24 protein-coding genes are annotated in these 26,629 nt (G+C 63.6%); 15 read left to right on the forward strand and 9 right to left on the reverse strand.

Annotated features, from left to right (window positions below):
- The first annotated feature begins 160 nt into the window (after positions 1-160).
- From K7H91_RS16155 to pssA, 4 genes are all read left to right on the forward strand, one after another.
- Positions 161-1,627, forward strand: a complete 1,467-nt coding sequence (locus K7H91_RS16155; protein ID WP_230721292.1) for a LysM peptidoglycan-binding domain-containing protein — start codon at positions 161-163, stop codon at positions 1,625-1,627.
- A 254-nt stretch (positions 1,628-1,881) separates the two neighbouring features.
- On the forward strand, positions 1,882-3,768 hold the full coding sequence (locus tag K7H91_RS16160) for an ABCB family ABC transporter ATP-binding protein/permease (RefSeq protein ID WP_230721293.1): 1,887 nt from the start codon (positions 1,882-1,884) through the stop codon (positions 3,766-3,768).
- A 57-nt stretch (positions 3,769-3,825) separates the two neighbouring features.
- Positions 3,826-4,563 carry a phosphatidylserine decarboxylase gene (locus K7H91_RS16165; protein ID WP_269066302.1) on the forward strand — a complete coding sequence of 246 codons (738 nt, stop codon included), beginning with the start codon at positions 3,826-3,828 and terminating at the stop codon, positions 4,561-4,563.
- Positions 4,563-5,447, forward strand: a complete 885-nt coding sequence (gene pssA / locus K7H91_RS16170) for a CDP-diacylglycerol--serine O-phosphatidyltransferase (protein ID WP_230721295.1) — start codon at positions 4,563-4,565, stop codon at positions 5,445-5,447. Before K7H91_RS16165 ends, pssA begins: the two co-directional genes overlap by 1 nt.
- A 153-nt stretch (positions 5,448-5,600) precedes the next feature.
- On the opposite strand, the gene K7H91_RS16175 is transcribed toward pssA, so the two are convergent.
- Positions 5,601-6,344, reverse strand: coding sequence for an SOS response-associated peptidase (locus K7H91_RS16175; RefSeq protein ID WP_230721296.1), 744 nt, complete (start codon positions 6,342-6,344; stop codon positions 5,601-5,603).
- 79 nt (positions 6,345-6,423) lie between these two features.
- On the opposite strand from K7H91_RS16175, the gene K7H91_RS16180 reads away from it, so the two are divergent.
- The 7 genes from K7H91_RS16180 (at position 6,424) to K7H91_RS16210 (ending at position 11,353) form a co-directional block, all read left to right on the forward strand.
- Entirely contained in the window at positions 6,424-6,867 is a 444-nt protein-coding gene (locus K7H91_RS16180; protein ID WP_230721297.1) for an NUDIX hydrolase, read from the forward strand.
- Positions 6,868-6,993: 126 nt separating this feature from the next.
- Positions 6,994-7,251 (forward strand): hypothetical protein, encoded by a 258-nt coding sequence (locus K7H91_RS16185; protein ID WP_018066457.1) that lies wholly within the window; start codon positions 6,994-6,996, stop codon positions 7,249-7,251.
- Positions 7,252-7,446: 195 nt separating this feature from the next.
- Positions 7,447-8,265, forward strand: a complete 819-nt coding sequence (locus tag K7H91_RS16190; RefSeq protein WP_230721298.1) for a YgfZ/GcvT domain-containing protein — start codon at positions 7,447-7,449, stop codon at positions 8,263-8,265.
- A 4-nt stretch (positions 8,266-8,269) separates the two neighbouring features.
- Positions 8,270-8,902: an HD family hydrolase gene (locus K7H91_RS16195; RefSeq protein WP_230721299.1), complete on the forward strand. Its 633-nt coding sequence runs from the start codon at positions 8,270-8,272 to the stop codon at positions 8,900-8,902.
- Positions 8,899-9,441, forward strand: a complete 543-nt coding sequence (locus tag K7H91_RS16200) for a tyrosine phosphatase family protein (RefSeq protein ID WP_230721300.1) — start codon at positions 8,899-8,901, stop codon at positions 9,439-9,441. The genes K7H91_RS16195 and K7H91_RS16200 overlap by 4 nt, the downstream gene beginning before the upstream one ends.
- Positions 9,442-9,495: 54 nt before the next feature.
- Complete coding sequence (locus tag K7H91_RS16205) at positions 9,496-10,491, forward strand: mechanosensitive ion channel family protein (RefSeq protein ID WP_230721301.1); 996 nt, start codon at positions 9,496-9,498, stop codon at positions 10,489-10,491.
- 13 nt (positions 10,492-10,504) lie between these two features.
- Positions 10,505-11,353, forward strand: coding sequence for an MOSC domain-containing protein (locus K7H91_RS16210; protein WP_230721302.1), 849 nt, complete (start codon positions 10,505-10,507; stop codon positions 11,351-11,353).
- Between the two features lie 32 nt (positions 11,354-11,385).
- Here the strand turns inward: K7H91_RS16210 and K7H91_RS16215 are convergent, their stop codons facing one another.
- From K7H91_RS16215 to wecB, 4 genes are read right to left on the reverse strand one after another with little or no spacing between them, the layout of a single operon-like run.
- The gene (locus K7H91_RS16215) at positions 11,386-13,524 is read right to left on the reverse strand and encodes an NfrA family protein (RefSeq protein WP_230721303.1); all 2,139 of its coding nucleotides are present in this window, start codon (positions 13,522-13,524) and stop codon (positions 11,386-11,388) included.
- Between the two features lie 2 nt (positions 13,525-13,526).
- Positions 13,527-15,707, reverse strand: a complete 2,181-nt coding sequence (locus tag K7H91_RS16220) for a glycosyl transferase family protein (RefSeq protein WP_230721304.1) — start codon at positions 15,705-15,707, stop codon at positions 13,527-13,529.
- Between the two features lie 10 nt (positions 15,708-15,717).
- Entirely contained in the window at positions 15,718-17,961 is a 2,244-nt protein-coding gene (locus tag K7H91_RS16225; RefSeq protein WP_230721305.1) for a cellulose biosynthesis cyclic di-GMP-binding regulatory protein BcsB, read from the reverse strand.
- Complete coding sequence (gene wecB / locus K7H91_RS16230; protein WP_230721306.1) at positions 17,958-19,157, reverse strand: non-hydrolyzing UDP-N-acetylglucosamine 2-epimerase; 1,200 nt, start codon at positions 19,155-19,157, stop codon at positions 17,958-17,960. Before wecB ends, K7H91_RS16225 begins: the two co-directional genes overlap by 4 nt.
- A gap of 315 nt (positions 19,158-19,472) precedes the next feature.
- Between wecB and K7H91_RS16235 the strand changes: the two genes are divergently transcribed.
- Together K7H91_RS16235 and K7H91_RS16240 are read left to right on the forward strand one after the other, a co-directional pair.
- Positions 19,473-19,997 (forward strand): DedA family protein, encoded by a 525-nt coding sequence (locus K7H91_RS16235; RefSeq protein WP_230721314.1) that lies wholly within the window; start codon positions 19,473-19,475, stop codon positions 19,995-19,997.
- Positions 19,998-20,633: 636 nt separating this feature from the next.
- Positions 20,634-21,416, forward strand: coding sequence for a RibD family protein (locus K7H91_RS16240; protein ID WP_230721307.1), 783 nt, complete (start codon positions 20,634-20,636; stop codon positions 21,414-21,416).
- Here the strand turns inward: K7H91_RS16240 and K7H91_RS16245 are convergent.
- From K7H91_RS16245 to K7H91_RS16260, 4 genes are read right to left on the reverse strand one after another with little or no spacing between them, the layout of a single operon-like run.
- Entirely contained in the window at positions 21,397-22,191 is a 795-nt protein-coding gene (locus K7H91_RS16245) for a methyltransferase domain-containing protein (protein WP_230721308.1), read from the reverse strand. The two genes, K7H91_RS16240 and K7H91_RS16245, sit on opposite strands and share 20 nt — an antisense overlap.
- The gene (locus K7H91_RS16250) at positions 22,188-23,231 is read right to left on the reverse strand and encodes a glycosyltransferase family 4 protein (protein WP_230721309.1); all 1,044 of its coding nucleotides are present in this window, start codon (positions 23,229-23,231) and stop codon (positions 22,188-22,190) included. Before K7H91_RS16250 ends, K7H91_RS16245 begins: the two co-directional genes overlap by 4 nt.
- Entirely contained in the window at positions 23,228-23,626 is a 399-nt protein-coding gene (locus K7H91_RS16255) for a 6-pyruvoyl trahydropterin synthase family protein (protein ID WP_230721310.1), read from the reverse strand. The genes K7H91_RS16250 and K7H91_RS16255 overlap by 4 nt, the downstream gene beginning before the upstream one ends.
- Positions 23,627-23,639: 13 nt before the next feature.
- Positions 23,640-24,638 (reverse strand): zinc-dependent alcohol dehydrogenase, encoded by a 999-nt coding sequence (locus tag K7H91_RS16260; protein WP_230721311.1) that lies wholly within the window; start codon positions 24,636-24,638, stop codon positions 23,640-23,642.
- Positions 24,639-24,859: 221 nt separating this feature from the next.
- Between K7H91_RS16260 and ribA the strand changes: the two genes are divergently transcribed.
- Both ribA and K7H91_RS16270 read left to right on the forward strand, forming a co-directional pair.
- Positions 24,860-25,957, forward strand: coding sequence for a GTP cyclohydrolase II RibA (gene ribA / locus K7H91_RS16265; protein ID WP_230721312.1), 1,098 nt, complete (start codon positions 24,860-24,862; stop codon positions 25,955-25,957).
- A gap of 13 nt (positions 25,958-25,970) precedes the next feature.
- Positions 25,971-26,629: CDP-alcohol phosphatidyltransferase family protein (locus K7H91_RS16270; RefSeq protein ID WP_230721313.1), on the forward strand; the 659-nt coding region annotated here is incomplete at its 3' end.

Genomic DNA, 26,629 nt, shown 5'->3' on the forward strand with positions numbered 1-26,629 from the left:
CCCATTAGCCCGCGACAGGTCAAGTTCATTGCATTTCGAACACAATCGCAGATTTACCCTGTTCACGCTTTGCCGAGACAGCCAATGAACTCTTGTATATATCCGGCACTATGGCTAGCGTTTTCAGCCAATTGGCGTCGTCGCCTCTTCGGAGCTCTGAATGAAAAATAACCGGTCCGGTATTGTCATCGCCGTCATCCTGCTCGTTCTCCTTGCAGCGGGCCTCTATTATTATACCCGCGAGGATGGTGGCGAGACCGGCAACACCACGGAAGGCAGCGCGCCGCAGACCGAGCAGAGCGAGCCCGCGGACGCATCCGGCGAGAGCGCAAGCAGCCCGGACAGCGACAGCGACGCCAACGAAGAGCAGCAGCAGACGGGCCTGCGCATCCCCACCTTCGATGTGCTGCGCGTGGAACCCGACGGCACGGCTGTGATCGCAGGCGCCGCCGAGCCGCTTGGCGTGCTCGACGTCAAGGAGGGCGATACCGTTGTCGCCTCCTCCAGTGTCGGCGATTCCGGCGATTTCGTCGCGATCATCGAAACGCCGCTGACGCCCGGCGATCACCTCATCTATCTCGACGTCACCATGCCCGATGGGCGCACCGCCCGTTCGCTTCAGACCGCGACGATCTCGATCCCCGAGACCCCGGACGGCGACCTGCTGGCGCTGATCACCGAACCCGGCAAGGCCTCCGAAATCATCTCCACGCCGGATGGCGACGAAGACGCTCCCGAAGGCTCCGTGGTTGCGCGGGCCGAGGATACGGGGCCCAAAGAGCAAGACAATGGCGGCCAGCCGTCCGCGCGGCAAAATGCCGGCGGCGACACGGCCTCCGTCGACACAGGCTCGACGGGCGGGAGCGCCGAACAGACCGGCTCTAGCGATCAGGCTACCGGACAGGATGTTTCGCAAACGGATAACGCCAGCGATCAGGAAGAGACCCAGCTTCAGACGGTTACGGTCGAGACCGACGCGGAAAAGACGAACCGGAATGGCGGCGAACAGGCCGCGCCTCTGGTCAGCATCAAGGCCGTCGAAATCGAAGGCAATCGGCTGTTTGTGGCGGGCAGCGGCACGCAGGGGGCCACCATTCGCGGCTATATCGATGACGCGCTGATCGGCGATGCGGAGGTGAATGTCGATGGCAACTACGTTCTCGATGCGGAAATCGATGTTTCGGTAGGCCTGCATACGATCCGCGTCGATATGCTCGATGAGGATGGTCAGGTCGTCGCCCGCGCCGTCGTGCCTTTCGACCGCCCGCCCGGCGATCAGGTGGCGGCAGTCTCAAGCGCGCCGGCGACCAGCGGCAAACAGCAGCAGGACGGCAGCCAGACCTTTACCCAGCCGCAGCTTGAAAGCAGCGACAATGCCGTGATCATCCGCCGCGGCGACAATCTGTGGCGCATTTCGCGGCGCATGTATGGACGCGGCGTGCGCTACACGACGATCTACCTCGCCAACGAGCCCCAGATCGTCAATCCCGACCTGATCCTGCCCGGCCAGGTCTTCTCCGTGCCCAAGGAACCGCTGCCGATCGGGGAAGCGGAAACGATCCACCGCCGGCTGCTGGACGGTATGCCGATCGGCCCGGAATACCATCTTCCGGCGGGCGACCAATAGAAGCTGAAATGCGGCCAGCAAATCGCTGACCGCGCTTTTTTTCGCCGCTCCAGCGCCAGCCCGAGACAGACCGCGCAATCGGCGATATGCGAAAAACGTCCCGCCGCCGGCGCAATCGGTTTCGGCCCGCGGCCATTGCAATATCTCCGCGGCGACCTTATGTCGCGGTGAAAGCGGCGCCTCGCGGGGCGCCTTTCATTTTGATACTTCTCTTATTTCGGCTCGGCCTTAAGGCCTTGAGCGCGGGGACAAGCATGGCAGATCGCGGTAAAACCGTGTCAGCGGATTCATCCAATCCGCTTCAGACGATTATCAATCTGTGGCCGTATATCTGGCCGGAAAGTCGCCCGGACCTGAAGCGTCGCGTGGTCCTCGCCACGATCGCGCTGGTGGTCGCCAAGCTTATCCTTCTGCTGGTCCCCTATTCCTTCAAATGGGCGACCAATGCGCTGACCGGCGAGTTGCAGATCAACACCATCTTGCCCGCAGTTTTGTTCGGCGCGGTGACGCTGGTGCTGTTCTACAATCTCGCGCGCATCGGCCAGCTCGGCTTCAACCAGTTGCGCGACGCGCTGTTCGCCAGCGTCGGCCAATATGCCGTGCGCCGCCTTGCCCACCGCGTTTTCGTGCACATGCATCAGCTCGCTCTGCGCTTCCACCTCTCGCGCAAGACCGGCGGTCTGTCGCGAATCATCGAGCGCGGCACCAAGGGCATCGAGACGATCGTGCGGTTCACGATCCTCGCGACGTTGCCGACCGTGCTCGAATTCTTCCTGGTCGCGATCATCTTCTGGTGGGGCTACGGCTTCGATTATCTCGCCATCACCGCCGTCACGGTCGTGCTCTATGTCTGGTTCACCATCAAGGCCAGCGACTGGCGCATCGCCATCCGCCGCGAAATGAACGACAGCGACAACGACGCCAACACCAAGGCCGTCGACTCGCTTTTGAACTACGAGACCGTCAAGTATTTCGGCAATGAGAAGATGGAGGCGCATCGCTTCGATTCTTCCATGGCCGTCTACGAGAACGCGGCGACCCGCATCTGGACCTCGCTCGGCTGGCTCAATTTCGGTCAGGGCGTGATCTTCGGCATCGGCATGACGATCATGATGGTGCTGTCGGCGATCGCGGTCAAAAACGGCACCCAGACCATCGGCGACTTCGTGTTCGTGAATGCGATGCTGATCCAGCTTGCGATCCCGCTCAATTTCATCGGCTCGGTCTATCGCGAAATCCGCCAGGGCCTGACCGATATCGAGCAGATGTTCGACATTCTCGAGGAAGATCTCGAAATCACCGACAAGCCCGACGCCCCGGACCTGCAAATCCGCCAGGGCGCGATCGCCTTCAAGGACGTGCACTTTTCCTACGACCCGTCCCGCCCGATCCTGAAGGGCGTGTCGTTCGAGGTGCCGGCCGGCAAGACAGTCGCGATCGTCGGACCGACGGGCGCCGGCAAGTCGACGATCTCGCGCCTGTTGTTCCGGTTCTACGATGTCAACGAGGGCGCGATCACCATTGATGGGCAGGATCTGCGCGAGGTGCGCCAGTCGAGCCTGCGCGAGGCGATCGGCATGGTGCCGCAGGATACGGTGCTGTTCAACGACACGATCGCCTACAATATCCGCTATGGCCGCACCTCGGCGACCGACGAGGAGGTCAACGCCGCAGCCGAACTCGCCCAGGTCGGCGATTTCATCCGGCAATTGCCGGAAGGCTTCGACACCCAGGTCGGCGAGCGCGGGCTGAAACTGTCCGGCGGCGAGAAGCAGCGCGTGGCCATCGCCCGCACCATCCTCAAGGCCCCGCCGATCCTCGTGCTTGACGAGGCGACCTCCGCGCTCGACACCCATACTGAGCGCGAAATCCAGGCGGCGCTGGATGTTGTCTCGAAAAACCGCACCACGCTGGTGATCGCCCACCGTCTATCCACCGTGATCGGCGCAGACGAGATCATCGTGCTGAAACGCGGCGAGATCGCCGAGCGCGGCACCCATGACGACCTGATCGCCCAGAACGGGCTCTACGCGCAGATGTGGGAACGCCAGCGCGAGGCGACCCTTGCCGAGGAGCAATTGCGCAAGGTGCGCGAGAGCGACGATATGGGCGTCATCATGCGGCTCGACCCCGCCAACTGAACAGACTGCCGTAAAACCGACGCACGGCCATGTTCCCAAGGCCGCGCGCTGCCTGTAATGTGGCCCTTCAGAACCCGGGCAACCAAGCGAGGACCAATGACCATTATCGATTCCATCCGGCATTCGATGGCGCCGATCCACAAGGAAGGCCACCGCTTTGTGGCGATCTTTCTGGTGGCGACCCTGATCCTTGGATGGATTGCCCAGCCGCTGTTCTGGATCGGCCTGATCGCCACACTCTGGTGCGCCTATTTCTTCCGTGATCCCGACCGGGTCGTGCCCCAGGACGACAATCTCGTGATCAGCCCGGCCGATGGCCGCGTCTCCGCGATCAGCGAGGAAATTCCGCCGGCGGAAATGGGCCTCGGCGCCGAGCCGATGCTGCGCATCTGCGTGTTCATGAACGTGTTCGACTGCCATGTGAACCGCGCGCCGATGGCGGGCCGGATCACCGGCATCCACTATCGCCCCGGCAAGTTTCTCAATGCCGAACTCGACAAGGCCAGCGAGGACAACGAGCGCAACGGCCTGGTGATCGAAACCGCCCATGGGTCGATCGGCGTTGTGCAGATCGCGGGCCTCGTTGCCCGCCGGATCGTCTGCTTCTCGCAGAACGGCGATGTGCTTGATGCCGGCGAGCGCTTCGGCCTGATCCGCTTCGGCTCGCGTCTCGACGTCTACCTGCCGACGACCGCCACCCCGCGCGTTGCCGTCGGCCAGATGGCGACGGCCGGCGAGACCGTGCTGGCCGGCTTCGGCGGTTTTGATCTTCCGACCGTCGGACGGAAAATCTGATGGATGAAGGCAGTAAGGAGCGTGCGCTGGAGCCACGGGTGAAGCCCACTGGCGACAAATCCGGTCGTGGACCTCGGCTCCGCGAAATACCGCTCCGGCTCATCATCCCCAACCTGGTGACCGTGCTTGCCATCTGCGCCGGGCTTTCCGGCATCCGGATGGCGATCGACGGCCAGTTTCCCAAGGCCGTGGCGATGCTGCTGATCGCAGCCTTTCTGGACGGCGTCGACGGCAGGCTGGCGCGGCTTCTGAAGGCCTCCTCCAAGTTCGGCGAGCAGATGGATTCGCTCGCCGATGTCGTCAATTTCGGCATCGCGCCGGCGCTCGTCGCCTATACCTATCTGCTGAATGATGGCGGCACGCTCGGCTGGATCGCAGCGCTGACCTATGCGATTGCCGCGGCTCTCCGCCTCGCCCGCTTCAACGTCATGGCCGACCGCAAGCGCAAGGCGAGCTGGCAGGGCGAGTATTTCGTCGGCGTCCCCGCGCCGCTTGGCGCGATCATCATGCTGCTGCCGGTCTATCTCGGCTTTCTCGGCATGGAACTTGGTCGCGGCGTGGCGCTGGCGTCAGCCGCCTACACCGTGCTCATCGGCTTCCTGCTGATCAGCCGCCTGCCGGTCTGGTCCGGCAAGAGTCTCGGCTTCACCGTCCGGCGCGATTTCGCACTGCCGATGATGCTTGTCGCCGTGCTCTCGGTGGCGCTGCTGTTCGCCTATACCTGGCACGTGATGATCGCCGGCTCGGTTCTCTACCTCCTCAGCCTGCCGCTCGGCGCCCGCGCCTGGCACCGCAAATACGGCACGCTGGTGATGGAGGACGACACCGACGAAGACGAGGATGACGACCAGCCGCGCAAGAACCGGCTGGATCTCGATATTTGATGCATCGGCGGTCGCACGCTCCCCCTATCCGGCGTCATCCTCGGGCTTGACCCGAGGATCCAAACAGCTTCTGCCGTATGGCCTGGATGCTCGTGTCAAGCACGAGCATGACCCGGTTGGCAGGGTCGGGCACAACCGACAGCAGCTCCGCTCTCAAAACAAATCCATCTGCCCCGGTCCCTCATCCTCCGGCTCGCCCTCCAACGGCGGACCGATCGGCTCGATCAGGTCTGCGCCCATATTGCGGGCATTGCTGACGGTTTTTGCGACCGGGAGCGCCTCGAAGAAATCGGCAGGCGGCGGGGCCAGCAGGTCGGTGACCTCGCGCGGTTCGTAATTGCGGCAATCGAGCCAGCGTTCATAATCCGCAGGCGCGATCACCACCGGCGAACGCTCATGAATATGCGCGATCACGCCGCTCGAGGATGTGGTCAGGATCGTGCCGGTATCGATCTCCGTGCCATCCGCCCCCATCCACGGCGACATCAGGCCGGCAAAGGCTATCAGCCCGCCGTGGCGCGGGCGGATCCAGTAAGGCTGCGCGCCGCCCTTCTCACCGGTCCTCCGCCATTCGAAAAAGCCGGAGGCCGGAACCAGCGTGCGGAAATGGCGCATCGAGCCACGAAAGGCCGGTTTTTCGGCCGCGGTTTCGCTTCGCGCGTTGAACAGCAGGGAGAATTCCCGCGCGTCCTTCACCCAGGCGGGAATCAACCCCCAGCGCACCAGCAGCGCGTTGCGTCCCTCCCCGCCACCGGTCAGTTCCGAAGCGCTGACGATCATCAGGATCGGCTGCGACGGCGCGATGTTATAGCGCGGCGGGAACGGCTCGATACCGGTAATGTCGAAAGCCTCGCCCACCGCCTCGGGGGTTGCTATAAGGCCGAAACGTCCACACATTGCGCTTTGAAACTCATCCTGAAAATGGAAGGCGCGCCTTCCTTGAAACATCCATTGGGCATCGCCACCCGTATATAGCATGACAGAGACGCCAAAACCCGCCTCCTCGGTGATCATCCGCAGGAAAGACACTTTCCTGCTGGTGCGCCGCGCCAATCCACCGGCAAGGGCCATGTACGCCTTTCCGGGCGGCAAGGCCGAAGCGGGCGAAACAGCCGAACAGGCGGCGATTCGCGAGTTGAAGGAAGAAACCGGCCTAACCGCCGAAAATATAACACTGTTTTCCGTGTATGACCTGATCGACAGGAATGAAGCGGGCGCGGTCACCAGCTTTTACCGACTGAGCGTCTTCCTGGCGGAGGTCGATGACCGCGCGATCGCGGCGGCGGCCGATGACGCCGACGATCTCGGCTGGTTCACGCTCGCCGATATCGCCCGGCTCAACGTACCCTCGAGCGTGCGCGAATGCGCCGAGGCGCTCGACCGCGAGCGCCGCGACACTGTGGCGAAAGAAGCACATTAGCGCCGTGAAATAAGCGCTAAAGCGCTGCGATTAACCGGAAATTCACTTTTTCGGACGGCCGCGCTGCCACAAGGCGGAAAAAATTGATAGCATGATTGCGGAAGACAAAGCCTACAAGGATATGCGATGAAGCCGAACGCCAACGAGATCGACGACATGATCGTGCGCGAAAAGATGCAGGTGGCTCTCGAATATCAGAACGAAGCCTGGGCCGATGGCGTGGCCGACGGCATCGAGCCTGAGATCATCGCCGATGCGGCGCTCGCGCTTGCCATGCGCGAAACCGTGCGGATGATCGGTGAGGAAGGCGCGGAAGCCATGCTCGAATCGCTGCGCGAACGCATGCTCGCCGGCGAGTTTTCGCCCGAACGCATCCTGCAATAGCGCCACCGTCCTTCGGGCATAAGCAACCCGAGCCTTCCACCATTGACGAATCCGTCGCGCCGCGTGACAACACGGGCAAATTGCCCCGTTGATTGGGACGTTTGCCGCACGAGCGCCTTGCGGGCCGCGCCTGGGCTGCTACATTTTTCAATTGCGGCCGGCCGAGCTGCCGCCGGCATGCCAGAGGATATGATCATGGCTAAGATCCACCTTCCGGAACGGGCCGTCATCACGCTTGCCGGCGATGACGCCGAACATTTCCTGCAGAACCTGATCACCACCGATCTCGATCGCGTCGGCCCCACCGAGGCCTGGCCCGGCGCGCTTCTGACGCCGCAGGGCAAGGTGATGTTCGACTTCCTCATCAGCCGCACCGATACGGGGTTTGCGATCGAAACCCATGCCGAGGATGCCGCGAGCCTGCTGCAGCGGCTGATGCTTTACAAATTGCGCGCCAAGGTGACGATCGCGGCTGAGGAGACCGACGGCGTGACGGTCTTCACCGGCGACGCGCCCGGAGCCGCCGTGACCGACATGCGCTTTTCGCCCGCCGGCATGACCGTGAAGCGCCTGCCGGGTCGCCATGGCAATCCGGACCCAGAGGCCTATAAGGCGCTCAGGATCGAGGCCGGCGTGCCGGAAATGCATGCCGACTACGCCCCGCAGGACGCCTTCCCGCATGATCTTCTGTTCGACAGGAACGGCGCGGTTTCGTTCAGGAAGGGCTGCTTTGTCGGCCAGGAAGTGGTCTCACGGATGCAGCATCGCGGCACGGCGCGGCGCAGGCTGGTGATGGTGCGCGGCGCGGAAGCCCTGCCCGCCGCCGGCACGACGGTTCTTGCGGATGGCAAGCCCGCCGGCGAACTTGGCTCGGTCGCGGGCGATGCGGCGATGGCCATTCTCCGGATCGACCGGGCGGCATCCGCCGAAAACCTGACGGCCGGCGATGTGGCGGTCACCGTCACGCCCTATGGCTGGAGCGGCATCACGCTCGAAGCATCCGAAGCGGAATAGGCCGATGCCGCCGAAGAACGACAGCCGCGCCTGGCAGCGCATGCTTTCTGGCCGCAGGCTCGACCTTCTGGACCCCTCGCCGCTCGACGTCGAGATTTCCGATATCGCGCACGGGCTTGCGCGGGTGGCGCGCTGGAACGGCCAGACGCTTGGCGAACATGCCTATTCGGTGGCGCAGCACTCGCTCGTGGTCGAGGCGGTGTTCTGCCACATCACCCAGGCCAATGCCCACGATTGCCAGGCGGCGCTGCTCCACGACGCCCCGGAATATGTGATCGGCGACATGATCTCGCCGTTCAAGGCGGTCGTCGGCGGCGGTTACAAGGCGGTGGAAAAGCGGCTGGAGGCGGCGGTGCATCTCCGCTTCGGCCTGCCGCCGCATCCCCGCCCGGCGCTGAAGGCCAAGATCAAGGCGGCCGACAGGATCGCCGCCTATTTCGAATCGGTGAGCCTTGCCGGCTTCTCGACCACCGAGGCAAAACGGTTCTTCGGGGAGCCGAATGGCGTCTCGATCGAGCTGTTGCCGATCGATCCGATGCCGACGGCGCTTGCCCAGCAGCGTTTTCTCGACCGCTTCGGTGAAATCGAGACGGCCCGCGCGGAACTTCAGAAAACAGCAAAGAAGTCCGCCAAATGAATGGCGCGATCATCGTATCGCCGCTCGAACGGATCGGCGAGATGGCGGCCCGTCACGGCTGCCGGCAGATGGTCTCGCTGATGGCGGCCGGCCATGATTTCGCCCGCCCCGGCATGATCGACTGCCACCTCGTGCTGCGCATGAACGATATCGCCTTTACCGGCGCCGGCGACCTCGTGGCACCGGAACGCGCCCATGTGGATCAGATCATCGATTTCGCCCGGCAGTGGGGCGGCAATGGCCCGCTGCTGGTGCATTGCTGGCTGGGTGTCTCGCGTTCGCCAGCAGCGGCCATGATCGCCGCCCTCGCGGTCGCGCCCGGCATCGATGACGACCGGCTTGCACAGGCGTTGCGCGCTGCCTCCCCCTCCGCCACGCCGAACAGGCGGCTTGTGGCGCTAGGCGATGAAGCGCTTCAGCGCGGCGGCCGGCTCGCTGCCGCCGTCAAGGCCATCGGCCGCGGCCGCGAATGTCGGCTGAACGCGCCTTTCAGACTGGATCTCGACGATCTTGCCATCGCGCGGTTGCGCCATAGGTAGAGTCTCCGTACCCTTGGCCCACGATATTTGAGATGAATTAATAAGGACTGATTGATGGATTCGATCGAGAAGCAAGCCGCCGACCTTCTAAATGCATCCAGCGATTTTGCCGAAGCGATGATGGCCCTGGTCGTCACCTACGCATTCTCGGTGCTTGGCGCGATTATCCTGCTGATCGTCGGCTGGATCTTCGCCGCGATTGCCCAGCGCTCCGTGAAGACGGCATTCATGAAGTTCGACAATGTCGACAAGACACTGGCCGGCTTCTTCGGCGCGATCGCGCGTTACGGCATTCTCACCATCGTCATCGTCATGGTGCTCGGCCAGTTCGGGGTGCAGACCGCGTCGATCCTCGCCGCTCTCGGCGCCGCCGGCCTCGCCATCGGTCTGGCATTGCAGGGCACGCTGCAGAACATCGCGGCCGGCATCATGCTGCTGGTGCTGCGGCCCTTCAAGGTCGGCGAGTATATCTCGACCGGCTCCATCGACGGCACGGTGCAGGAGGTCGGCCTGTTTGCGACCGAGCTCAAGACCTTCGACGGCCTCTACCGGCTCGCGCCGAACTCGACGCTCTGGAATGTCTCGATCACCAATTACTCCCGCGTCGCCCAGCGCATGCACGAACTCGCCATCGGCATCGGTTATGAAGACGATCTGCGCAAGGCGATCGATATCATGCTCGATCTGGCCAAGAACAACGAGAACGTGCTCTCCGACCCCGAGCCTTACGCCTTCGTCAAAGAACTCGGCGACAGCGCCGTGGTGGTGGCCATGCGCTACTGGGTGCCCGGTCCGCTGTGGTGGAAAACCACCCATGTGATGACCCGCGACGCCAAGCTCGCCTTTGACGATGCCGGCATCTCGATACCGTTCCCGCAGGTTACACTGTCCACGCTCGATGATGACGGTCTTCCGGTGAAGCCGGAAAAAAACGAACAGGCTGACAACGAACAGGCTGACCAGGCAGAAGACAAACCGGCAGCCAAGTCGGGCAACAAGCCGGCAAGCAAGGCGGCGGCCAGGGCCGGCGCGAAGAAACAACCCGAATGATCGGAACCCGCCGGTGAAAATCGCAGAACTCAACATCTATCCCATGAAAAGCGCGCGCGGCATCACCCTTGATGCCGCGCTTTGCCGTGCGACCGGCCTCGAGGGCGATCGCATCGCGGTTCTGACGGAGGCGGATGGCCGTTTCATCACCCAGCGCGACCTGCCGGCGCTCGCCCGGGTGACGGCGCGGCCGACGCCGGATGGCCTTGTGCTGTCTATGGACGGCAAGGACGCGATCGAAACCGGGCCTTCCCGCGAGCAGCGGATCGATGTCACCGTGTGGAAAGACACCGTCAACGCGGCGGCGAGCACCGGCGCGGCCGATGCCATGCTTTCGGACTGGTTCGACCGTCCGGTCCGCCTCGCCTTCTTCGACAGCGCCGCGGAGCGGATCGCAAGCCGAGACTGGGTAAGCGATGAAACGCCGGTTTCCTTCGCTGACGGTTTTCAGGTGCTGGTGACCACCACCGGATCGCTCACCGCGCTCAACGCCGATCTGAAGGCCCACGGTGCGGAAGAAGTCGGCATGGAGCGGTTCCGGCCCAATATCGTGGTCGATTGCGACGAGGCCTGGGCAGAGGATGGCTGGGCCGGCATCGACATCGGCGGCGTCGCCTTCGATTTCGTCAAGCCCTGCACCCGCTGCATCATGACCACGCAGGACCAGACCACCGGCTCGCGCGAAGGCGCAAATCCGTTGCCGGCGCTCGGCCGCCTGCGCATGTCCGCCGACCGTCGCGTCCCGGGCCCGCTGTTCGGCTGGAACGCCGTGCCGCGCGGCGAAGGCATGCTGCGCATCGGCGACCCGGTCACCGTCACCAGAAGCACGGCAGAGCGCTGGCCGGTGAAGAAGCGGGCGTGAATACGGCGTCGGGCAGAACTGCCTTACTGCCGTCAGAATGACAGGCCGAGGCTCGCGAACCAACCTTGCGCCCTGTCATCGCCGCCCAGGCGCGCGCGGTACTGCACATTGAGGTCGATATGCGACATCGGCGCCTCGTACTTGTTTTCGCGGAACCAGTAGCTGAGCTTGAGGCCGGGGCCGGCACCAAGCGCGAATTCATTGGCGTCGGTGCTGTTATAGTCTGCGGCGATCCCGAGATAAGGCGTAAGCACGAATTTTCCGTCGTCGCCGCCAAGCTTGAAGCTGCGCCCCAGCTGGGCGTAACCGTCGGCGAAGTTCTGGTTGCTTTCGAGATAGCGCCCGACCTCGCCGAAATACTGACCGGTCCACCATGAGGACATTGCCGGCATCAGGTCTGTATTGAAGCCGCCGGAGATCGCCGCCCGCAGCAGGTAATCGTCACGGCTGTCGCGCCCGATCTTGAAGTAGCGCGCGCCCTCGACAATGAAATTGTAATCGGAGAAAGGCTTGATCCGGATTCCCACCGCACCCTGCATGGTCGACGCGCCGATCGGACCGTCGAGCGAATCATAAAGGGTGGTGAACTGGCGCAGAAACAGGTCGACCGTGCGCCCGTCGCGATAGCCGAACATCGGCGGTCGCCAGTATATTTCCGTTCCCACCTGCATCACCTCACCGGCGGAGGCCGCCGGAGACAGATAGCCATCCGAGATGCCGCTGGTGCCATAGATCACGCTGGCATAGGCGCCCCACTGGCGCGAGACGTCGCCGATCTGGCGGCGGAGGTTGAAGCGTTCGGTTTCGGAAAGCGGAAAGACGCCGGCATCGGCCTGGTCGATCGCCTGCTTGAAAAGGCCGACCGCTTCTTCATTGCGATAGTCCCTGACGGCGGCGTAGCCTGCGTCAATCAGTTGCGCGCCCCGCAACTGTCCCTGATCATAGGCATCCTTGAAGGACTGATAGGCGATGTCCTTATTGCCGACGCTTGCGGCAAGATAGGCAATATCGGCGGAACCAAGCGGCGCGAGCGCGCCCTCCTCCGAGGCCTCGGCAAACATCGCCCTCGCCTGCCGCTTACCGTCCTGCGCGGCGGCAAGCCTTATTTCCGCCGCGGCAACGTCCGCCCGTTCGGCCTCGCTTGCTGCCAGAGCGCCGGCCCGGTCGAGCGCGCGGCCGGCGGCGGCGTAATCCGCCATCGCGGTCAAGGCAGTGCCGCGCTGCAGCCAGACGCCGTAACCGGCATCATCTCCGAGCGGCTGCAGCGTCCGGTAGGCCAGCAAAGGGTCGGAGGTCGCCATCGCGGCGGCGGCGAGGTCCAGCCTGAACTGGCGCTCGGCGCCCGCTGGACCGGGAAGCTCCAGCGCGCGCGAAAAATCGGCGAGCGCCGCGGTCTGGTCGCCGCTCTTCTGTTCCAGCACGCCGCGCCGGCGCAGAAGCTCGCGGTTGTCTCCAAGCGCTGCGATCGCCTGATCCGTCGCCGCCAGCGCGGCGGCGGTGTCGCTCTGGCCGTTCAGCAGGTCGATCAGCAGCAGGCGGAATGACAGATTGCCGGGCGCAAGCCGGACGGCCTCGCGGGCATGGTCGACAGCGCTTGCCAGATCGCCCTTGCGCTGGGCGGCGTAGGCCGCGTCGGCCTGCCGGTCGGCAGGGCTTGCCTTCTGGGCTGGCGGCCGGCTCGCCGCCGCCTCGGCATTCTTCAGAAGCGTGCGATAGTCGGCATTGTCCGGCGCCAGCTCCACAGCCTTCCTGGCCTGATCCACGGCCTTCCGGTACTGGCCCGCGGCATAGGCCTTGTAGGCCGCATCCGCGGCCTCATAGACGGGGCTCGTTTCCGAAACGCCGCCGCTTGCCGCGTTCTTATTATTTTCCAGGTCGCGCGCGGCCTCGGCATTCTTCAGCAGGGTCTTGTAGGCCTCATGATCGGGCGCAAGTTCAACGGCCTTCCTGGCCTCCTCCACCGCCGTGTCATAATCGCCCGCGCCATAGGCCCGATAGGCAGCATCGGCTGCCTGATAGGCTGGACTGCTCTGCGAGAGCGGCGGCGGAGACTGGTCGTCGGCCAGAACGGAGGGCGCAGCCAATGAGAGCGCGATCGCCGCAACCGCCGCCGACAGGGCGAGCCGGGACACGGCGTTGCGGAATGGGCGTTTCGTGTTTGTCGCTGCCATGTTCAAATCGCCTTTCCGGCAACAGTTTGGAGTGGCGAGAGCTTCCGGTTCTCGCGCAATCGCTCGATCCTGCGGCGCTGCTCGACCAGCGCATCCTCGATCGCCGGGCTAAAGACCACATCCCGGGCGGCGAGATAGGCGCCGATCAGCCCGTCGCGCTGGGGAGAATAGTCCGCAAGCGCCGCCCGCAGCGCTTCCGGGGAGATATCGCCTCGTTCAACGAGAATATCGCCAAGGCGCGGCAACGCGTCATTGGGAAGGAGCGAAACACGCCTGCCATCCGCGACATCGCGTTTGCAAAGAAGGTCCAGACCCGCCTTGATCTGGCTGTCGCGGACAACGCAGACTTTCGGCCTTTCGCCGCACGCCGCGACGATCTCGGCGAGCGCCTGCGGCTCCGGCGGCACCGCCGTTGCCAGCATCAAGCACCCGTCCCTGGCGTCCTGCACCGGAAGGACGCGCAAGCGAACACAGAGATCGGTGGAAAGCCGACCGCGGGCGTTCAGCACATCGTCCTCCGAGATCGCCCGCATCTCGTAACCCGTCTGAAAAGCCACGGCTTCGGCGATCACCTCCTCCTGAAGCCAGCCTTCATCGATCAGGATACGACCGAGCGGGCGGCGCTGCTGCCGTTGCTTGGCGAGCGCCTCATCAAGCTGGGCGTCGTCGATCGCCTGCCAGGTGACGAGCAGATCGCCGAGCCTGGCGCTGCGCTCCACCAGCCCGTCGCCGGAGGGAAAGTCATGCATGGTCTTGTCCCAGACCAGCCGCTTGCCGGTCACGAGGTGGGTGACATACTGCTTGAGCGCGCGCGCCATCGCCATGAAGTTCACGAAATTGCCGACGACCATGCGCGGGATCGACAGCAATCCATGCTCCCAGCCGAAAGTCCGCGACGTGAAATAGAAGCGCTGCACGACCCGCGCCACCAGCGCAATGGCGTTCAGGATCAGCACGACACCGACCCAGCCGTGAACCGAAAGCAGCGGCGGATATGTCGTGGTAAACAGGCCGAAGCTGATGGCGAAATGGAAAACGATATACTGGAGCGCCAGCAGATAGGCGAAAACGGTGACGAAGCTGGTGACGATCGCCTTCCTGTCCCTGAGCAGGAAATAGCGGTCGACCAGCGAACCATACCAGCCGAAATAGGCCCAGCCCTGGAAGCAGATGCCAAGCGACCACCGCGCCTTCTGGCGATAGGAGGTGCGGAACCTGTTGGGAAAATATTCCTGCACGCAAAGCGGCATCCGGACAGTCTTCTCGCGCTCCGGCCCGAAGCCGAACCAGCTCTTGCGCCGCATTTTATAATCGACGGTAAACCGCGCCAGGATCGAGCGCATGCCGTGTTCGGCAAGGCGCACCCCGATATCGTAATCCTCGGTGAGCGTCTGGGTGTTGAAGGGCTGATTGTCGGTCTCGGCCGAAAGGATCAGCAGCGCCTTGCGCGAGAAACATGTCCCCACGCCGGCGGACGGCACCATCCCTGACAAGGCCTCGCGCACGACGATATCCTTCCCGTGCCATTCGGCGAACTCATCCATGTATACGCCCGCCACGAGCTCGTACCAGTTGCGCTCCAGCGAGTTCACAGGAATCTGGATCAGGTCGATCCGCGGCAGCAGGTAGTTGAAGAAACGCAGCTCCAGCGGATGAAGAACGTCCTCGCTGTCGTGCAGAATGGTGCCCGCGAATGTGATGCCGTGCGTCTTCTCATGGGCGAAAATCGCCTGTACCACCCAGTTGAGGCAATCCGCCTTGCAGGTCGGCCCGTCATGGGGAACCTCGACGCGCACAAGCTGGCGGTAGCGCTTGCGCATCCGCTCGACCTCGTCGATCGTGGCGCGGTCGTTGCGATAAGTACCGACGAAAATCGTGTAGTTCCGATAGTCGAGCGTGCGCACCATGCCTTCGATCATGGCCGCGATCACGTCGTGCTCCAGCCAGGCAGGCACCATGATCGCCATATGCTGTTCGGGGCGGTTATAAAGCTGTTCCGGCTGAAGCGGCTGGTAGTGGTGCTTCCTGGCCGCGAACCGCCGCTTGATCGCCCGCGCATAGAAAATCGCGTCGATGAAAAGATCGTCGAGACACGACAGCAGGATGATCACCGCGACGATCGCGGTGAAATCCTCCAGCAGCCGATAATAGTCGGCGAACAGGAATGGCCAGTAAAGCTGCATGATTGTCGGCCTAGTCCCGCTTGTCCCGGTTCCTGCGGCGCGCGATACCGGCCAGCAGGACAAGAACGATGAAGCCGCCGATGATCAGCGTGGTGAGCGCCCATGGCGCCTGCTCCAGCCAGAATTTCGGGCTCGTGATCAGACGCAGCGTCGACCCGTTGCTTTCGTCGAGCGGCGCACCGGAGGCGGCATAGACCGTGCTGCCACTGGCATTCAGCGCCGTCAGAACACCGCTTTCGCCGATGATGGCGACATCGCCCCGGCCGAAGCTGAACGGCTTGCCAAGATCGGCCCCGGCGCCGACCGTGCGATAGTAAAGGCCCGGCTGGCTCTGGTCGAGCACGGCCTCGGCGACCGAAACGTCCGAAAGCCCGGCGGCATCGAAAAGCCGCTCGCCGCGCGCGGAGTCGATCGTGATCTTGTCGCCCGTGACGCTGACGCGATCCGCACCCTTTTCGGGCGCTATATCGAAGAACAGGAAGGGCTTGTCAGGCACCGGCGCCGTAACCGTATCGACGACCGCGAATTCGGCGCGCGCCGGCGCGATGCCCGCGGCATCGGCCACGCCCATCACCGTCGGCAGCGTCTCCAGCGCATCGTCGAGCCATGCCGCCGGCACGGCGACCTCGCTGTCGCCCGCCAGCTTCGCCACAAGCGTGGTGAAACCATCGGCGGCGGGCGCGTCCTTGAACACGACGCGGCTATCCGGCAGCACCGCGACGGGATAGGCCTGCGGAACTTCACGACAGTGGTCGCTCGCGGGCTGGCGCTGGAATTCGACATTGATGACATTGCGCGGCAGCAGCGTATAGGCGGGTATGGCGACTGAAATCTGTTCGGGCGTACCGTCGGCCTTCAATTGCTTCGCGCCCAGCAGATAGCCGTTGATCGAAACCGAGGCGACGGGCCGTGTCGCCGTCGCGCCGGGAGCCGCCGAGACATTGAGCTCGAGGTGGCTCGGCACTTTTCCGGGCGCAGCCGTGCCGAGGTCGAATTGCGTCGACCAATCGCCCCGTGCAACGACATCAAGCTGACTTGGCGCCTTGCCGAGCGCACCGAGCGCAATGGCGTCGCCCGCCCCCGGCGGCATCGCCGCAGCGGCAAGCGTAAGGTCTCCCGACACCGCCGACTGACGCCATAACGTATCGAACAGGCCGACCGCGGCATTGGCCGCATCCGGCGCAACCGCGATGACCGGCCGGCCCGAAAGCGTGCGCAGCCCGACGGTTTGCGAGCCGACGGGTTGGCCAAGCGCGTTGAAATCCTGCCGGATGGTCGCGACAGCAGCGGAAGCGGCGCCATCGGCGGCGACGATTTCCGCCGAAACGGCATCGAGCGCGGCTTTCAACTGCTCAGCCATCGCGCCGTCGGCAACGGCAATATCGGCGCTGAATTGCGGGGCGTCGAGCAGCATCAGCGCGCCGATCTCGGCTTCGCTGGCAATCTGCACCTCGCCGCCGCCCGCAAGGCTCTTGAACGCCGGAACGCCGGCAAGCGATGGCGGCACCGTCAGCGCGGCGGTGTCGATCCGGTCGCCAACCTTCGGCAGGGCGATGGTCCTGACGGTCTTGCCGTCGCGCTGCAGCGCGGTTCCGAGGCGCCATGCGGCGTCATAGCTGTTCTTGTCGAGGCGGCTTCCCGAAACCAGCAGTGTCACCTCCGTGGGAAGCGCCGACCATGCCGTGCTGATATCCTTCACCGCGGAGGCGGCATAGCCATATTCCAGATAGGTGTCGGGCTCGATCTCGAGCATGTTGCCGATCGGCCGCGCATCGTCGCAATAATATTGCCCGGTGGCGGAAGACCAGTTCACCTTCAGATGAACGAAACCGTTGTCGCGGGCCGCGCCGTCGATGCCGATGCTGGTATCTGCCGCGCCGCCATCATCCGTCGGCGAGCGCGCAAGCAGCACGCGATCGTCAGCCGACAGCGTATAGGTGGTCTGTCCGCCATCCGCCCGCAGGTAACGGCCTTCGAAATTAAGCGTGGGGTCGATCAGTTCGACGCCCGCCGGAACGGGAATATAGATATCGCGTTCGGCCCCGGTCGATCCAAGCGCCACCGGCGTGCCGATGCCGAGTTCCTCCAGCGTGACCTTGCGCGTGATCACCCGATCCTTGGTCCCGGCCGCAAGCGTATCGGCGATGGCGCCGGCATGGCTCTCCTGCGGAACCAGCAGGACCGGCGCCACCGTGCCCGCAAGAAGGGTGGCGATCATGGCGTTCCTGGACAGGGCGGTTTTGGTGTTCTTCATTTCGTGGCAGTCCTCAAGGAAACAGCGCGCAGGTGGCGCGGGCGGGCATGCGGGGCAGCCTCCGCTGCGAAGGGAATGACGGCGCGTCCGGCAAGCGTATCGACGATGCGCTGCGCGGCCTTGCCGTCGCCATAGGGATTGATCGCGGCGGATTGGAGCGCATGGGCTCGGGGATCGTCCAGAAGGTGCACGACCTCGCGCATGATCCTCGCGGTATCGGTTCCGACCAGTTTCACCGTACCGGCCGCAACCGCCTCCGGTCGCTCGGTGACGTCGCGCATCACCAGGACGGGTTTTCCAAGCGAAGGCGCCTCCTCCTGCACGCCGCCCGAATCGGTCAGGATGATATGGGACCGCTCCATCAGATAAACGAATTCGAGATAGGCCTGCGGCGCGATCAGGTGCACGTTGCTCAGGCCGCCCAGCATATCCTGGACCGGCCCCGCGACATTGGGGTTCAGATGCACGGGATAGACGATCTGCAAGTCCTCGCGCCGGGCAAGTTCCCGCAACGCCTTGCAGATATTGATGAAACCGCCGCCGAAACTCTCGCGACGATGCCCGGTGACCAGCAGGGTCTTCAGCTTAGAATCCAGAAACGGAAAATCGGCGTCCAGCCGGGCCCCGAGGGCCGCGTCGCCGCGAATGCGGGCCGCAACCTCCGTCAGCGCATCGATCACCGTATTGCCGGTGACGACGACCCTGCCCTGAAGATGCTCGCCCGCGAGATTGCGCGCACTCGAAAGCGTCGGCGCGAAATGATAGGCCGAGACGACATCTATGACGCGGCGGTTCATTTCTTCGGGCCAGGGCTTCGAAAGATCATAGGTTCTCAGCCCCGCCTCGACATGCCCGACGGCAATGCCGCGGTGGAAGGCGGCAATGCCCGCCGCCATTGCCGTGGTCGTATCGCCATGGACAAGGACGACATCAGGCCGCGCCTGCTCAAGCACCTGGTCGAGACCGGCGATCATCTTCGCGCTGAGCGCATTCAGCCCCTGGTTGGGCGCCATGACCGCAAGATCGAAATCCGGCTCGATTGCGAAAAGCGACAGCACCTGATCAAGCATGCTGCGATGCTGGCCGGTAACACAAACCTCAGTTGTGATAGCGCTATCACACTTCAGCACATTGACCACCGGAGCCATCTTTATGGCCTCCGGGCGGGTGCCGAAAACACAGAGAATCCTGGTCAAGCTCTTACTCCGATTCAAAACAGATGATTCCGGTGAGCCCGGATTGGGAGACCCTGCTATTGGGGAAACGTGTCTTTTGTGCGGGTTACTTTTTGTTAACCTTCCACATTGGGCGTCGGAAATCGCCACCAGATCGGAAGCCGGCAAAAGCTCGCGCCAGACCGTGGGTCTCGCAGGCGAAACAGGGTTGTGGCGTCGTGGACGAAAATCGGGCAAGGTGAGCCACGAGCAACCAAAGGCCAACCAAACCGGCTTTCAAGTACGTGCCGGCGTCTCAAGCAAGCAGGTCCCATGGCGCATTTCATCAAAGACTCGATCACCTTCATCGAACCTTACCTCCACCACTACGGACTGCTCGCGCTCTTCATCATCATCTATCTGGAATCGCTCGGCGCGCCGATGCCGGGCGAAAGCGCATTGATCGGCGCTTCGTTGCTGGCGGCAGACGGACAGCTATCGATCGTGGGCATCTTCTTCGTCGTTGTCTGCGCCGCCGTGATGGGGGACAGCACCGGTTATCTGATCGGCCGGTTTGGCGGACGGGCGCTGATCCTGCGCTATGGACGCTTCGTGGGCATGACGGAGGACCGCCAGAAATGGATCGAAGGCCTTTATGAGAAACGCGGTGCCTGGGTCGTTGCCGGCGCCCGCTTCGTCGTCATCCTGAGGCAACTGAATGGAATCGCGGCGGGCTCCATGGGGATGCGCTGGCCGCCCTTTCTCGCCGCCAATATCGCCGGCGGGCTTTTGTGGGCCGCGGTCTGGACCATCGGACCCTATATGTTCGGCGACGTCATCGCCGAGCGCCTGCATCTCCCCTTGCACGGAGCGCCGTCGTGATTGCCTGACCGGCAGGCGAAGGCACGCAGCATTCACCGCAGAAATCGGTGGCTTCGTGCCGAAGCTGCTATTGCCGCCTGTGCAGGCCCAGCCAGCGCCCTTACTGCCGTCGCGATCAGCACCAGCCAGATGTCACCGCGGCGCACCAGGAGCCGAAGCCGGAGAAGAGGGGAAAGGAGGTGCATCCAGCTATTGGTCACCTTCAATGTAGGGCGCACTACGCTGGTATTCAGATCAGGTAGGAAGGACACGGAGGCAACCAGGCTTGAGGATTTGTCTATCGTCTTCGAAAATGCGCGACCATGCCCTCAATGATAGTCGTTGAATGGATATCCCGTGATCGGATTGACGATTAGCAATGCAGACTTGCGGCTACCAATACCATTTGCACGTTCTGCTATAACCGGGATCTATCGAGAGCCGGCTTTCGGCTCCCCTTAGTCCGAACGCTGCGAAACACCGGCTCGGATCACGATTGATGCTCCGAAAACGGATCATAGCTTTACCGAAGGAACTTCACTTTCGGTCTTACGCCTCACCGCGTTCTTGGTGCATTATGCTACCAAACGCGATATCGCTGTTTGGGAGATTCCCCGGTGTGAGACGACACCCCCGAACAGGCCCGGACAGGATGCGGTGACAATACAAACAATCAGAATGACCGACGATCTGTGGGCGCTGCTTCTCGCGTTACGGCGCGGCGCTGTAAGCGCACCGCCCTTATCCGGTCCCGCAGGCGCGCTCTACGGGCCCATCGCTACCGCCTCGGGGCAATTCGTTCTGGCGCAGGTCGGCCAGTCTCTGGACGGACGGGTGGCGACGCCTTCGGGGGATGCGCGGGACATTTCGGGGCCGGAGGGCCTGGCGCATCTGCATCGATGTCGCGCACTGGTCGATGCCGTCATAGTCGGTGAGAACACCGTCAGTTGCGATGATCCGCGCCTTTCCGTGCGCCTTGTCGACGGCCCCGATCCCGTGCGTGTGGTCATTGACTGCCACGGGCGGCTTACCGGGTCGGAAGGCCTGCTCCATGACGGCGGCGCGCAGGTGATCGTCTTTCAGAGCGCCGAGACAAGCCGCAACGATCTTCCGAATGCCGAGATCATTCGTCTTCGCCCCACGGGAAACGGCCTCGCACCGCAGGAGATGCTGGCGGCGCTGTCGGAATTTGGGCTGCGGCGCGTGCTGGTCGAGGGCGGCGCGCGCACGATTGCCCGCTTCATCGAGGCCGGACTGGTCGACCGGCTTCATGTCGCGGTTTCGCCGCTGATCATCGGCTCGGGCCCGAGCGGAATTGCCCTGTCCCCGATCGAACGCCTTTCAAGCGCGCTTCGGCCAGAGGCACAGGTTTACAGTCTGGGCAGCGACATCCTGTTCGATTGCCCGCTCAAGCCAGTTATCAAGCCGGAAGGGCAATGAGATCGGTGTGGCCGACCTCGCAGCGGCTTTCCGGCGCGGCGATGGCGGCGAGGCGGAAGGCAAGCCAGTCCTCGATCTCGGCGTCTGAATGGTACGACATCTCCCTGAGAGGCTGACGGAGTCCCGACAGGAAGGCCTTCTGCAGGACCGCCGCCGTTCCATCCAGCCGCCATGGGCTTGGCAGTTCCTCGACCTGATAGCCTCTCGCTTCCAGCAGCCGCTCAAGACAGGCGCCCGCCGCCGGGCCGAGCGCCCTACCGAAGCCCTTGTCGGTCTGCTGGTGACGGTTGAAGGCCTCGACCATATCGTCATCGAGCGGATGACGGTGCGACCAGCGTATGATGCCGTCATAGTTCAGCGCCGCGTAGAGGCCGCAGCCTTGAGCGACGATTCGATCACAGAAAGCGACGCAGAAGTCTTCCGAAACCAGATCGAACAGCGCCGAGGCCGTTACCATTGAGACGCCTTCTAGCGGCAGGTCCTGTAGATCGTTGAGATCAAAGCGTCGAAAGGCAACGCCTTGATTGTTTCCGATGCTGCGTTCCGCTTCTTCGAGAAGTGCCGGGTCATGGTCAAGCAGCAGCCAGCTTGTGCCTTCCGGCACATGGCTTTTCAGACTGCGCCATGTCGAGCCCGTGCCGCAGCCGATATCGGCAATCGCCGGCGCCGGCATGGCCTGCAGATAGCGCGACAGCGTGTCGATCAGAGCCGGCGCGCGGGCGGCTTTGTCCGCCGGTTCGCGCAGCGCCAGCCATTCGGTTTCAAAGCCGCTCATGCGATCGCCTCCAGTGCCGCGGAAATGGTGCGCGCCGTATCATCCCATCCCGGCAATCTCTCGCCCGCGCGCCGCGCCGCCGCCGCCATTTCGGCGTGTAGCGCCTTGTCGGTGATCATCCTTTCGAGGGCTTCGGCAAAACCTGCGCTGTCATCGACGGGCACCAGAATGCCGGCGTCCGATGGCACCACGTCGGGAATGGCGCCGGCGCGGCAGGCGATTACGGGCACGCCCTGCGACAGCGCCTCGGCGAACACCATGCCATATCCCTCGTAACGGCTGGCGAGCGCGAAGATATCGGCCGCGGCAAGCAGCGCGCGGGTGTCGTCGCAGTCGCCGGCCAGCAGAATTCTGTCGTCGAGCCCGAGCGCGGCGATCTGCCGTTCGAGCGCCCGCGCGGTCGGCGCGTCCATATCCCGGCTGCCGGCAATGGTCGCTCTCCAGGGAAGGCCTTCGATCCGCTTCAGGGCATCGACCAGCACATGATGCGCCTTGCGCGGGATCAGAGAGCCGACGGAGACGATATGCGGCGGATCGCCATCGCAGGCTGATACCGGCGCCGGATCCGTGCCGGGAAGCGCGACGGTGATGTCGTCCGACGGTATCGCGAACCCGCTGACAAGCGTTTGCGCCGTCGCTTGCGAGGTCACCACGATATGACGGACATGAGCGAGCGCCCCGCGTTCGCTTTCTCGCAAGACGGCCTGCCGATCGGCATCGAGCCCGGTTTCCAGCGCCAGCGGATGGTGCACCAGGGCCACGATCCGCAGACGCCCGGCCTCGCGGGTCGCCCAGTCGTCCAGAATGCCGAAGGCGAGCCCGTCTATCATCACCAGCGCCCCGTCCGGCAGGGCCGAGAGCAGACGTTCGGCGTTCTGCTTCACCGCCAGTTCCGGCGCGGGAAAGCCATCGCCGAGCGCCAGCAATTCCAGGTCCCAGCCAAGCGCTTCCAGCCCGGCAATCATCCGCCGGTCGTAACCATAGCCGCCGGTTCTGGTTGAAAGATCGCCGGGATAGGCAAAGACAAGCTGGGCCGTCAAAGCGCACCCTCATACCAGCCGCGGGCGGCGTGCGACTCGTGGAGGGTCACGCGGATTTTCGCGATCCGGTGGCTGCCCGGCCCGAGCTTGTTCTCGCCAACGGCGGCAGCGAGCTGGTCGAAGATGTGTTTCGCGATCACCTCGGTGGTCGAAATCTTGCCGTTGAAGGCCTCGACCTCATCGAGATTTTGATAGTTAAGCGGCTTCAGCACTTCGGCAAGCGTTTCGGTCGCCGCACCGATATCGACGGCAAGGCCGTCATCATCGACATCCTCGGTGAAGAAGGCGGCATCGACCACGAATGTCGCGCCGTGCATGCCCTGGGCGGGACCGAACACGGGTCGGGGGAGGCTGTGGGCGATCATGATGTGATCGCGGACTTCGACTGCAAACATGGCTTCTCTCTTTTTAGTATCGGATACGATGGCAGAGCGTTTCCGGATCATCGATGATGTCGGGATAGGTGGCGGCGATGTCCTCGAACGCGGTCTCGCCGGAGATCAGCGCATCGAGGCGGTCGTCTTCAAGGAGCGCGATGGCCTTGGCCATACGCCGCACGAAGGTCCAGCGGGCGCGTCGCGCGGGCGGCAGCGCGCCGACCTGTGAAGCGACGATAGAAAGCCGCTGCGAGTGGAACGCCCCGCCCAGCGGCACGGACAGTTGCCTGTCGCCATACCAGCTCGCCTCGACGAGGCGGGCCTCGAAGCCCGCGTGATCCAGCGCTTCCGCAAGCGCGTCGCCGGAGGCAGAGGCGTTGATCAGGACATCGAACTCACCATCGAGCGCGCCGCTCTCGGCAAAGGTCAGGCCGAGCCTGTCGGCAAGTGCCCGCCTCGCCGGATTGCGGTCGACCAGCACGACATCCGTGCCGATGATCGCGGTGGCGAGGAAGGCCGTCAGCGCCCCGACAACGCCAGCACCGAACACCGCCACCCGGTCGCCGGGCATGATTCCGGCATCCCAGACAATGTTGAGCGCCGTCTCCATGTTGGCGGCCAGGATGGCGCGTTCCGGCGGCAGCGATCCCGGCAGCGGCGTGACCATGGCTTCGGCCACGACGGCCGCGCTTTGATGCGGGTGCAGGCAAAAGACGTTGCGGCCGGACAGATGTTCGGGGCCACTCTCCACGCGACCCACCAGGGCATAACCGTATTTCACCGGAAACGGAAAATCGCCCGCCATATGCGGTCCGCGCATGCGATCGCGCTCGCTTTCGGGAACCAAACCGTTGAAAACCAGTGATTCCGTGCCCCGGCTGATGCCGCTGAAAAGCGTCCTGAGCATTACCGAACCGTCGTCGACCACGCCGAGTTCCTCCGCTTGCAACGCGCAGGTCCGCGCCGCCGGGAACCAGAGCGCCCGCGCCGTGTGGCCCGCGCGGTCATCATCGCCAAAACTTCCCTTCAATTCCCGACGCTCCTTCCGGCGAACACTTTTTTGTTAAAGTCCAGTCGCAGCGTGCGACTGGAACCAATCCACTTACGCTCTAATTACGTATTAGGTTCCAATGACTTCGACGCGCTGCCCGTCTGTGGACCGGGACGAGTCGATGATTTTGAGACAAAACGATGATGCCGCCAGGCGGCGGAATCATACGCGTGCAACATAGCAGATCAACGCAGGAACAGATGGATAGGTTCAGTTTTCGAGTTTGCACCCTGGCAATGGAGATCGAACGGGCCGTCGCCGAACTGCGCTTCGGGCGCCCGGTCATTCTGGAGAGTGGCAAGAAAAAGCATGCCGTGCTGGCGCTCGATTGCGCCGCGCCGGAGACCTATGATGCCTTTGCGGCCGCAAGTGAAGATCGTCACGCGCTGTTCGTGACCGCGCAGCGGGCCCATTGCCTGGGCATTTCATCGAGCCTCGGCATCGCGGTGCCGGCGAGCACAATGTCGTTCGATGCCGCAGCCAGGCTTTCCTATGCGCTGGATGCCAGCGCGCCGGGAGAATGGCGCGAGGCCGATCCGGCCCTATCGGCCGCCGCGGAACTGGCGCGTATGGCGCTGCTGCTGCCGGCCATGGTCTGCACGGAAATCAAGGGCATCGAGGATCGTTTCGACGCCTGTCAAGGGCTCGACTGCGCCCACCTTTCCGATGCCAGGCACGCCCGCCAGGACTTCACCGAGGTCGTGCGCACGCGGGTTCCGCTCAAAGACCTCGGCGATGCGCAGTTTGCCGTGTTTCGCGGCGGGCTTGCGCAGAAGGATCAGATCGCCATCATCGTCGGCGATCCGGATTTCAGCCGTCCGGTATCAGTGCGCATTCACTCCTCCTGCCTCACCGGCGACCTGTGCGGCTCGCTGAAATGCGATTGCGGCGACCAGTTGCGCAACGGCCTCGCCAATCTGAGGGCGGCAGGCGGCGGCGTGCTGATCTATCTCGATCAGGAAGGCCGCGGCACCGGCATCGGCTCCAAGATGAGGGCCTATGGCTATCAGCATCAGGGCCTCGACACGATCGATGCCGACGCCGAGCTCGGTCTTGAGCCCGACCATCGCCGCTATGAGGCGGCGATCGCGATCCTGCGCCTGCTCGGCATATCGAGCGTCGTTCTGCACACCAACAACCCGACCAAGATCGCGGCGATCAATGCCTCGGGCATAAAGGTGGTGGGGCGGATGCCGACTCATGGCAAGATCACCGCGGAGAACCTGAATTACCTGCGCACCAAGGCGTCGAAGGCCGATCACATATTCGACCCCGAAATGCTCGCGACAACGAAATAACGCTGAGAGCCGCATGACCGACAAGCCGAGCCCCGCACCGCCGCCGCACCTCAAAGCCAGCGCGTTTCTGGTGCTGGGCGTCGTGTTCGTCGCCGCGCTGGTTTTCTATCAGATGCTGGGCCCGCACCTGATGCTCGGACGGTGGGCGGTGATGTTCGCGGCGCTGCTGCTGTTTGCGATTTTCACGGTCGTTCTCAGCGCCCTTCCCTATCATCCGCACAGGTCTTTCGGCGCGGCCAACGCGATCACCGCCATCCGGACGGCGATCGTCAGCCTGGTGACGGCCTTCGTGTTTTTCGCCGCCGACATGGGCGCTCAATCGGCGGTCTGGATCCTGATCGCGCTCGTGGTGACGGCCTTCGTTCTTGATGGCTTCGATGGTTATCTCGCCCGGCGGTTCGGGCAGGAATCCGCCCTTGGCGCGCGCTTCGACATGGAGGTCGACGCGCTACTCATTCTGGTCCTGTCGGAGGCGGCCTTGATGCTGGGCAAGGCCGGGTGGTGGGTGCTGCTGATCGGGCTGATGCGCTATCTCTTCGTCGGCGCGCAGTATTTCGTGCCGGCGCTGGGCGAGCCCCTGCCGCCATCATTTCGCCGGAAGCTGATCTGCGTGGTGCAGGTGGCAACGCTGTGCGTCATCAACTCTGTTGTTCTTGATGGTCCCTTATCCTT

It is taken from the genome of Martelella mediterranea, from assembly GCF_021021415.1.
GTDB classification, from domain to species: domain Bacteria; phylum Pseudomonadota; class Alphaproteobacteria; order Rhizobiales; family Rhizobiaceae; genus Martelella; species Martelella mediterranea_C.